At 37.4% G+C, this 10,199-nt stretch carries 6 protein-coding genes and 1 pseudogene; 2 read left to right on the forward strand and 5 right to left on the reverse strand.

The window, feature by feature from the left end:
• Positions 1-107: 107 nt before the first annotated feature.
• From RG571_RS10960 to RG571_RS10975, 4 genes and pseudogenes are all read right to left on the reverse strand, one after another.
• Positions 108-749: pseudogene (locus RG571_RS10960) on the reverse strand (pilin N-terminal domain-containing protein); the annotation flags it as partial.
• Positions 746-2,167: a SpaH/EbpB family LPXTG-anchored major pilin gene (locus tag RG571_RS10965; RefSeq protein ID WP_258430606.1), complete on the reverse strand. Its 1,422-nt coding sequence runs from the start codon at positions 2,165-2,167 to the stop codon at positions 746-748. The pseudogene RG571_RS10960 and the gene RG571_RS10965, both read right to left, overlap by 4 nt.
• A 2-nt stretch (positions 2,168-2,169) precedes the next feature.
• Complete coding sequence (locus tag RG571_RS10970) at positions 2,170-5,559, reverse strand: SpaA isopeptide-forming pilin-related protein (protein WP_308947808.1); 3,390 nt, start codon at positions 5,557-5,559, stop codon at positions 2,170-2,172.
• 115 nt (positions 5,560-5,674) lie between these two features.
• Positions 5,675-6,751: an ABC transporter permease gene (locus RG571_RS10975; protein ID WP_308947809.1), complete on the reverse strand. Its 1,077-nt coding sequence runs from the start codon at positions 6,749-6,751 to the stop codon at positions 5,675-5,677.
• 221 nt (positions 6,752-6,972) lie between these two features.
• Here RG571_RS10975 and RG571_RS10980 point away from each other — a divergent pair, with 221 nt between their 5' ends.
• Entirely contained in the window at positions 6,973-7,647 is a 675-nt protein-coding gene (locus RG571_RS10980; protein WP_002286063.1) for a response regulator transcription factor, read from the forward strand.
• A 4-nt stretch (positions 7,648-7,651) separates the two neighbouring features.
• Positions 7,652-8,992, forward strand: a complete 1,341-nt coding sequence (locus RG571_RS10985) for a cell wall metabolism sensor histidine kinase WalK (RefSeq protein WP_131774428.1) — start codon at positions 7,652-7,654, stop codon at positions 8,990-8,992.
• Positions 8,993-9,140: 148 nt separating this feature from the next.
• On the opposite strand, the gene RG571_RS10990 is transcribed toward RG571_RS10985, so the two are convergent.
• Positions 9,141-10,127, reverse strand: coding sequence for a DUF2382 domain-containing protein (locus tag RG571_RS10990; protein WP_002318678.1), 987 nt, complete (start codon positions 10,125-10,127; stop codon positions 9,141-9,143).
• Positions 10,128-10,199 lie beyond the last annotated feature (72 nt).

The following is a 10,199-nucleotide window of genomic DNA, read 5'->3' on the forward strand; positions in this document are numbered from 1 at the left end:
CTTGTAGGTCATTTATGGTTACACTCCTTTGTTTTCTTTCGTCGGAAATACAATTTGAGTGTACCATAAATGCCTTTTTATTTTTCTAACTTAATTTTACAATTCGCGGAAATAATAAATTCTGCTCCATTTAGTGCTTCGTTTTCGGCAGTACCGATTTTTGTAACTTTCAACGTTCCATCATTACCGACTGTATTTTTAGGGTAGAGATGGATAGTATCTAGTTCTTCTGTCCCGTATTTATAAGAGCCATCTGCTTGTTTGATCATCTCATATACAGGGAAAGCTAAAACCATGTTTGCGGCAGCTGACACTCCGTCTTTTGGTTCTTCTTTGATCGTGTAGACTGCATCTTTCCCATTTTGTTTTTTAGGTAAAGATAAAGTGACATTTCCATCAGCATCTGTCGTTCCTGAAGCAACTGGTGTACCAGGAGTCAAAGACTGGACTGCTTGTTTTGCTGCATCCACGGACGCTCCTTTATCTCGTTGCGCATAAAATTCTTGAGTGACGTTATAAACTGAAAATGAAATATCGGCTAATCCTTGGTATTGATCGAATTCGCTCATTTCTTTCCCGCTGTTTTGGATTAAAGGATCGGGTAAATCAGTCATTTTCTTTTTATGAAGGATGACTTGAGCTGCTGTCTCCTCTGCAAACACTTTTTTTGCGCCGAAGCTGTTTGTGAGTAATGGTAAAATAAGGAAAAGTACTCCTAACATAACGTTTATTTTTTTATGATTTTTCATTTTTTCACTCCTGTTCTTTTTTTGATAAACAACCAGATTGCAAAGCTTGCGAATACCATACCAACAACGCCTAAAAGTGTATTTTTCGTTTCGTTTGTTTTTGGAAGAAATGGACGGCTATTTTCTTTTTTATTGACTACTTTCAATATACTGTCCGCCTCTTTATCCTCAGAAAGAAAAGTTGAAATGGTAAACGGAATTTCTGTTTCACTTAAAATATAACCAGAAGGTGCTTCGATCTCTTTTAATCGATAACTTCCTGTTTTCATCCCGGAAATTGAAAAAGCGCCATTTTTATCGGAAATCAGGTGAAGCGCATCTGATTCATTCTTTGTCCACTTGTATCCGTTGGCTGTTTGCTGGAGGTAATTTCCTGCTTTGTTTTTAATAAGGAATACTGCGCCAGCTAATCGTTTATCTGGTTTATTTGTCTCGATTTTGACAAATTGCTTACTCCCTGTATATACAGAGACTTTCTTTGTACTTATACCAAAACCAAAATCCAGTGTTCCGTTGTTGTTGATTTCCTTGTTCGCCTGAGCTGTATTGCTTAGCTGCATCTGATAAGAAATAGTCAGTTTTTTTCCAGCATATTTTTCCAACGAAGGAGTCGAAAATAAAACATCAAATCCGTGAGGTTTCTTGTGTATGACAAAGCCTTCTGTCAGCTTTTCTCCATTCGATGAAATCGTTAAACTATTAGGTAAAAACGTTAATGCTTCATCCGCACTATCTGACAATTCGAACTTTTGATAGTCAAGGATATTTACAGGAATTGTCGTATGCAAGGAATAAGTGATTTTGTCACCAATCGTAAAATCATTTCTAGGCTCATCTAATACCTTCTCAAAAGGTGGATCAGGGTAGTCGTTTTCTTCATTTTTAGGATACAAATGGATAGTTGAAAGTTTTTGATTGTTTTGTCCATGTACAGGAAGAACAACTACCATATTCTCTGCCTTTTCTTTGACGACTTCTGGTGCTTTGGATTCAATGAAAAGATACGCTTTATCTCTTTTTTCTTGATCTTTAGCGGCCAGAGAAAAAGAAGCGATACCATCTTCGTTGTTAAGAGTTGTAGTTGTTGCTTCTGCGGTAAACGTACCGGAAGACGCACCGTTTTTTGCGATCTCTGTTTGTGCTTCTTCTACCGTTTTGCCCTTTTCCCGTAGATGGTAAAAAGAATCTGTGACATCATAAACTTGGAATGTGACACCATTTAATCCTCGATACGTTTGTAATATAGCTTTTTCTTGTCCGTCATTTGGATGATTTTTCGGCAGTTGCCCGTTTGGGAAAAGCAATTTGTGTAAAGTAATCTGAAGCATTTCTGTTTCTGTTTCTGTTGCTGCCTGAGTAAAAGCTGGTTTAAATAGTAACAAGAAGAGACACACACTAAGCCAACCAAGTTTTTTCATATTTAGCTGCCCCCTCTTTCTTTTTTCAAAAAAAGATACCAAATAGAAAACGCACAACCAATCATCCCTACTAGATAGATTCCTAAACGGCCAATTCCTCCCGTTTCAGGTAATGGTACTTTTGCCTGATTCGTGATGTCTAAAGAAATCTGGTTGTTTTTGGCTCCTGGTGACAGAACAGATTCATGATCTTGTCCATCCACTTGAATTGACCCATCTTCGTGTATAACTATAGTAACTGGCTCTTTTAGACCTTGGTATCCTTCTGGTGTAAAAGTTTCGGTCAGCGTATAAGTTCCAGGTTTTAAATTTTCGAATAGAAAGGTATCTGTTTCTTGTCCATCTTTTGGCAATTCTAAGTCCATTTCTGGTCCTTGCAGTCTGAATTTTGCTCCTTTTAATGTCTGTCCGTTGTCTTCTTTTTTGTGTACCGTTAGATCAAACGCTTTTAGTCGATTTTGATGAGTGAGCGTCCATACATTATTTGTCATCTCGGTATTTTTTCCCGTGTAAATGATTTTTCCATATTTATCGATTTGGAATTCATAATTTCCCGGCGAAGTATCATATCCGGCAGGACCAGCTGTTTCAACGACTCGATATTTACCAGGTGTGAGTGAATCAAAACTGGCAAGACCTTTTTCATTCGTTGTTTGGCTGTCAATTGGCTGATAAGTACCATTTGCTTCTTTTTTCTGTAGGGAAAATGCTGCCCCTTTAAGATTTATCTCTTTGTCCGTCCCTTGCATCGCATACTTACGTACTGCTACAGGAACTTCAACAAAAGGATTTTCAATAGTCAACTGGATCGTATCATCGGAAGTAGTGACTGTTTTTCCATCAATGGTTACCGTACCATCAGAAGCGATCTTGATTTCCCAAGTAGTCTTTTTGCTTAATTCATGCCCTTCTGGAGCTTTTGTTTCTGTCAGCGTGTAGGTCATTTCTTTTTGCAATTTGATATTTTCCGGAAGAGAATAGGTTCCGTCGCCATGATCTGTTAGTAAAGTATCAATAGAATCTCCTGTTAATTTGAAGACAGCACCGATGAGATTCTTTTCACCTGTAGAGGAATTTTTCGTTATTTTCAAGTTTAACGGTGTGAATTGTTTAGTATTTTTCCATGTCATTGCATCTATTTGTTGAGAATCGTATCCTGGTACAGGTAATTCTTTGATTGTTTGGTAACTGAATGCTTGACCTTGATTATTGTATTGAGGTAGTGATAATATCTCTTGATAACTTTCTCCGCTATTTGCAGATAATTTGTCAATGTCTGCACGTTCCCACGTATTTGTTGTATCTTTAGCTGGTTTAATGATTCGAATATATCCGTTTTTCCAAGCTGCAGCATTTGTCGTATGTTCCCGTTGAATCTCAAAAGTAACTTGATCTGGACGATCAGCTAGATTGTTGTCAAATTCTTCCCATAACTTTTTGATGTGAAGACTGACTCCGGGAGCTTTAGCAGATGGTATACCGAATTCAGCTAATTCATTGGTATCAATGTTTGGCTGGAAAGTTGTCCTGCCGTTCATTTGATACCAGAAATTTGGATGGAAGTCCTCATTTTCTGTTTGGATTCTCACTTGGTAATGGATTTGGATTTCTTGGTCTTTTCCTAAATAGATCTGATTGCTCTTGATGGTATTTCCTTCTATGGAAATAGATGGAATGAACGTTGTAGGACTTGTCCCCACACTCTTGACTGAAAGTGTACCAGGCTGATAAATGAATGGTTCTGCGATTGGATCATTTATTTGTCCATTGCTTACAGTTGCTGAGATCTGTACAGCTTTTTTGGCTAGGTATTCAGAGATATCTGTTGCATGATCAGCTGATTCATAGTAAAGATCGCCTTTTTCATCTGATGAAACCATTTGTCGCATACGAGACTCTACTTCTGCTTTTGAGAGACCAGCTGCCGGATCGCTTTGAAGTTGGATGCCAAGACCATGTATTTCGATTCCTCGTTCTTTGAGTGCCATCGCTTCTCCGATGGTTGCGATAAACGTACTGTCGATTCTTCTGGATAGATTGTTTTGGTCAGGTGCATAATAGCTTCTTGAGATTCGAGAAGTATTTCCCGGCTGATCTTGCGTATTAGAAAACTGAGTTCCGTAATAATTGCTGCTTGATTGTGCGTGTACCCGCTGTACTTTATAGGAAAATGTTGGTACACCATCCGTCAGCAAAACGATCACTTTTTTATGTCCATTTGGAACGGATAGCATGTTTCCTGCATCTCTTAGTGCTTTTTGTGTAAAAGTACCACCATTTGTCCGTGAAGGTGTAATGGATTTTACTTGATTTTTCACTGAATCAAATGAACCCATCTGTACTGCACCGTTACTGTAGCTATATCCTTCGCTTGAGTAGCCGACATATCCCATATTGATTTTGTCTGTGATACCGCTATCTGCTAAAGTATCGACAAAACGATCGACACCAATCTTTACTTCACCGATCCGATTATTGTCGTTCATACTTCCTGACCAGTCTACGACCAATACGAGATCAAGAGGCGTGATATCTTTTTGTACATTTCCACGAGCATTCAAATAAACATCAAACAATCCGGGTGTACTTGTTTCCTTTGCATACTTTCGTATCGCATAGTCTGCTTGATTACCCGTTCCTCCATATTCGATATACGAATGGGTCCGATCATTAGGATCTCCATTCCAAGAATTTATACCATCCCATTGATTTGTTCCGTTTTTATTGCCTTGATGATCAAGAACATTTGTATTTCCTGTAGGTTGCCAACTGGCTTTAGGATAAGTGCCCTGATCATCTGTTGTATATTCTGTAGGAATCGTTTGATTAGATGGCACACTCACAGCTGGCAAGGATAATGTAAGCAATGTAAATGGGCTGACAGAATTTTCGTTTTCTTTTGATGATTCTTCTTCTATTTCGTCTGCCTTTGGTACTGACACATCTGTATCTTTCTTATTTTCTGTCTCATCAATAATGTCATATTCTTTATTATCGGCGATCAGCTTGTTTGCCTGGCTGTGGTAAAGTGCTGGATCGATTGGAAAACTCAGATCGATAGTTTGTTTAGTGTTTGATGAGATTTCCAACGTAATTTTCCCGCTATTTACCTGATAAGCATAGCCATCTCCTTCTTTTCTTTCCACATCACTTAAGTAATTTTCGACTAGACCAATTTCTTTTTCTATCTTTTCAGCACTGGTGTTATTCGCATTTAGCTTGATGTTTAGTGCTTTTTTTCCAGACTGATCTGAAATGACTTCAGCTGAAATTGTTTCTAAAACTGTTGGATCATCTGTAGTGTCTGCTATTGCAGATAATGGCACAAAGTTTGATAAACTCAATATTATCAGCATGAAAATAACTTTCAGTTTCTTCCCTGTGGTCGTCATTTTTCCCCTCCTTTTTATTTTTTTCTGTTTTGACGTGAATAGTGAAAATTATTAAAATAAACAGGCGTTACATAATTTTATTTATTTTAATATGATAATTATTATACGAAGGGCGCTAAAGGGAATCACACCAATTTTCATACCAATTGGTTTCATTTATGAAGTTGATTCCTTCGATTAATGAGCGTTTCATTGAAAGAAAAGGGTTGAGGGAGAAAAACAATTGTGACCAAAAAACAGCAAAAGGCATCGCGCTTGGTAAAATCAGACTAGTCAAATAAGCAAACAAAAGAGCAAGCAGAACGCCTACCACCCCAACGATAAAGGACTGTGCTACTAAAGATTTAGCGATGAAGAAATTTTTGATCCCTTGTGCTTTCATTACTCCAAAAATAGCAGTCTTCTGAAGTGTCATCACGTACATGAAAATACCGACCACGGCAGCAACCACTAAGAACAAAAAGTATATCATCGCATTTAAGGTCATATTTTGGGCAGAATAGCCAGGAATACTTTCAATGAATGTCCCAATAGTTAATAACTGTAGACCCTTCGATGCTTTTTCTTTCGAAATTTTAGCTGAATCCTTTATTACGATCCCATTGATCGGCTGTTCTTCTTCAGAAGCAAACGGCTGTTGTCCATACTTCAAAGCAGTCCACGTATCTAGGGACGCATAGATGACGGGAGAAACTGTGTAATAAGTTTCAGGAAAGATACCGACAATCGTCAAAGGATCGTCGTAACTGCCAATTTTGATCGTATCTCCAATTTTATAGCCTGAATCAGCCAGATTTTGAGAGATGATGATTTCATTCTTTGTTTTAAATTCATGCCCTTTCGTGAGTTTTGGTAATAAAAATGCTTCTTTCGTTGTGCCGAAAACTGTAACATTTTCTTTGTTTTTTCCTTTGATTGCTCCGCTGTACAATCCGATTGGTGCTTTCTCTCCTCCTTCAATGTATTTCAGATCTCCTCTTGTTAATTGTGAAGCTGCAAATACTTGATTTGCATCCTCCGACAAAACAATCTCTTGTGCGTCCCAATCATCGATTGCTTTTTTAAACTCTTCTGAAAGTCCATTCGCTAGTCCTGACAACATGAATACGACATACGCAATCAAGAACATAATACCGACGATCAAGCCATATCGTAATTTAGAATAGCGAATTTCTTTGATAGCTAGAAACATTTGTTTTTCCTCCCTATGATAGATTGATAGTGACAAAATGTCACTTGTTGAATAGTGTAACTCTAAAGTGACAATTTGTCACTTGTGTTGTTTTTTTCTTATCAATAAATTGTCTAAGACATCTTTCGATAAAACCTTAACATGAGTCATAAAAAATTTATTTAAGCCTTATTTATGCTTTCCATGATAAACTAAAGTGACCAAATCAATGAGGTGGGAAAATGATTAAACTATTAGTAGTAGAAGACGATAAAGTATTATCCAATAATATAAAAGAAATACTCGCTGCAATCGGCGAGATAACACAAGTTTATGATGGTAGTGAAGGACTGTTCGAGTTGGAAAGTGGAGTTTATGATCTTGCAATCTTGGATTTGATGATGCCGGAAATGAATGGATATGAAGTGTTAGCAAAAATACGGAAAGAAAAAATACAGACTCCAGTATTGATTTTGACTGCAAAAGATAGTTTGGAAGATAAGATTGAAGGATTTGAACGAGGTGCAGATGATTATCTAACAAAACCTTTCTATCGAGAAGAACTGATCATGCGCGTGAAAGCATTATTGAAACGCTCGCTAGGTCTCTTTGATGAAAATGTTCTGAAGTATAAGGATATCAGTTGTGATTTAAAAAGCAATGAAGTCTTGTATAAAGAACAAGTTTTGCCCATACAAGGAAAAGAGTTTGAATTGCTCGTTTATTTTTTACAAAATAAGGGAATCATTTTGACAAAAGAGCAGATATTTGACCGGATCTGGGGATTTGATTCTGATACGACGATTACAGTTATTGAAGTTTATATGAGCAACTTACGAAAACATCTGCGAAGTACTGGATTGGATAAAGAAATCAAAACCTTACGTAATGTCGGTTATATACTGCAAAGGGTGTGATGCAATGAATGGAGATATTACACGAAAGCAACGTAGTCGCTTTTTTGCGACAAATGTAGCAGCATTTGCTTTTATCTTTTTTCTTTTGGGATTCATTACTTTACAGATATTAAACCAATCTGCATACAGAGAAACAGATCTGTCATTAGAGAAAATAAATTTTGATTCTCGAACAGTACAATTAGAGATACAAAGATATCAGCAAGGCGATCCCTTTTTAAACCCGACTCAAACGGAACAAAACAGAACAAACATGGAACAGCCATTAATGGAACCATCAAATGACCGTTTTAACACTCAAGTGATCTTGTGGTCTAAAAATGGTGAGATATTGAATAAAGCAGCTATTGGTGGGCGTTTCAACCAAATCAAAGAATTAAAAATGGATACGAAAAATCTGAATACCATCCAAAATATTGAATTAAATGAAGACAGTGGCTCATCTTCCCTCTCTTTCCGTTCGATTACGAAAAAAGCGGAGACGAATCAAGATGGCGTTGCCTACATCCAAATTTTAGAAAATACAAATCAAATTAAGAATTCATTAGCGACTTTTCGCACGATTATGATTTTGTGTATGATTGTTTTTTGGATTCTCTCTATTGGTATCAGTTATTACTTGTCTAGTCTAAGCATGCGCCCTATTATTCTTTCTTGGAGAAGACAAAAAGAATTTGTTGAGAATGCTTCTCATGAATTGCGCACACCGTTAACGATTATTCAAAATAGTTTGGAACATCTTTTTACCAAGCCTAATCATACTATTATTGAAGAATCCGAAAGCATCGCTCAAGCATTGTCAGAGACGAGGCGCCTCACTGGATTGACTTCGGATTTGCTGACAATCGCTCGGAATGATTCTGATCAGCAGCTGCTTTCAAAGCAAATGATCAATACACAAGAATATATCGAACAACTTGTTAAACCATTTCAAGAGATGGCCACCATAGATGGAAAAGAGTTTATTCTCCATAACGATGCAACATTAGAAGTACCAATTGACGAAAAAAAAATCCATCAAGTTTTGGTTATTTTGCTGGATAATGCATTAAAATATACGAATCCAGAAGATAAGATCATTTTGGACTCATCTGTTAACCATAAAGAATGGCTGATTCACGTAAAGAATACTGGCCCTTCTATCAGTGAAGAAGATCAAGCAAGGATTTTTGATCGATTTTATCGGGAAGATCAATCTAGGGCGAAAGAGACTGGCGGATACGGGCTTGGCTTGGCAATTGCAAAACAGGTAATCGAACAGCATCATGGACAAATTTCTGTATCCAATTATCTTCCACAAGGAGTCGATTTTAAAGTCCAATTGCCGTTGAAGCCTAAAAAATAATGCTTATCCCTAAAAAAGGGCTGTGACAAAAATCTTGTCACAGCCCTTTTTTGTTGCGAATAAACGGTGTTCCAGAAGTAGCTTCTTCGGAAATAAGCCGAAATTTCTTTAAGCTGACCACTTCTGTCACAACCTCTTTAGCTTACGCTTACGATTTTTTATTGCGGTCTTCAATGTGTACATCACCGCTTGTGTCAATATCCAATTCTTCTCGGCTAACATCTTCTGTCACTTTTTCAACATCTTCATGTTCTTCTTTATGAATCCCAACTTCTTCACGAACAACTGTATGTTTGCTTACATCTACTTGCTCTTCTTTGATTGGGATAGTAATCGTGTCATCTTCCAAGTTTTCGTCTGTTCCCTGTGAAGATTGATCTGTTACTGGTTTGCGTTCGATGACGATTTCTTCACGTTTGACCGGTACTTCTACCGTTTCAGTATCGTTGACCACATGTTTGTGGATGTCGACTTCTCCAGTTGTCACATCATGTGTATTTACATCTAATTTTTCTTCTTTTAGTTGAATTGTATCATCATCTAGATTTGGTTTGCGATCGATGTCTTCAGTCTTGCTTGTACCCATTGTATCAGTCTCGCCAGGTACGTCCATCGGATCAGTTCCTGGTGTCATATTCAATGGATCCGTTGTATTTTGAAAGCCTGTCGTGCCACCTACGTCCATTGGATCTGTTCCAGTGCCAGTTTCTAATCCAGTCCCCATTGTGCTTGCTGGGCTAACAGTATCTTGTGTATCCATTGTATCTTCTGTTGTTTCTGGCTGACGATAGCCTTTTACTGTGATGACAAATTTTCCATCAGAAATATCTCCTCTATATTGATATAAAGGATCATTTTCTGGTGTAGCCGTCTCAGAATCATAGGTATCAAAAGAAAAAGTATCTTTTATTTTTTCCCATAAAGAACGGTCTTCTTCACCATCCATCCGATTTTCATCTGTTTCAACATCTATACCAGACAATCCGTCAAATCCTAGTCTAGATGCTGCTTCATCAGTAGTATAAATAACGATATCATCTCGTTCATACCCTTCGTTACGCAACCGTTCAATTACTGATAATGCTTCTTCCCTCGTACTATAGCTTCCGATGACCGTTAAATTTTTCTCTTCCATGTAAATTCCTCCTAGCAAATAGATTTATGATTGGTATATTGTTACTTATAAATTTATTCTATAGGAGACGAT

The sequence above is a fragment of the Enterococcus sp. FR204 genome (genome assembly GCF_031143325.1).
In the GTDB taxonomy this organism is placed as follows: Bacteria; Bacillota; Bacilli; order Lactobacillales; family Enterococcaceae; genus Enterococcus_B; species Enterococcus_B faecium.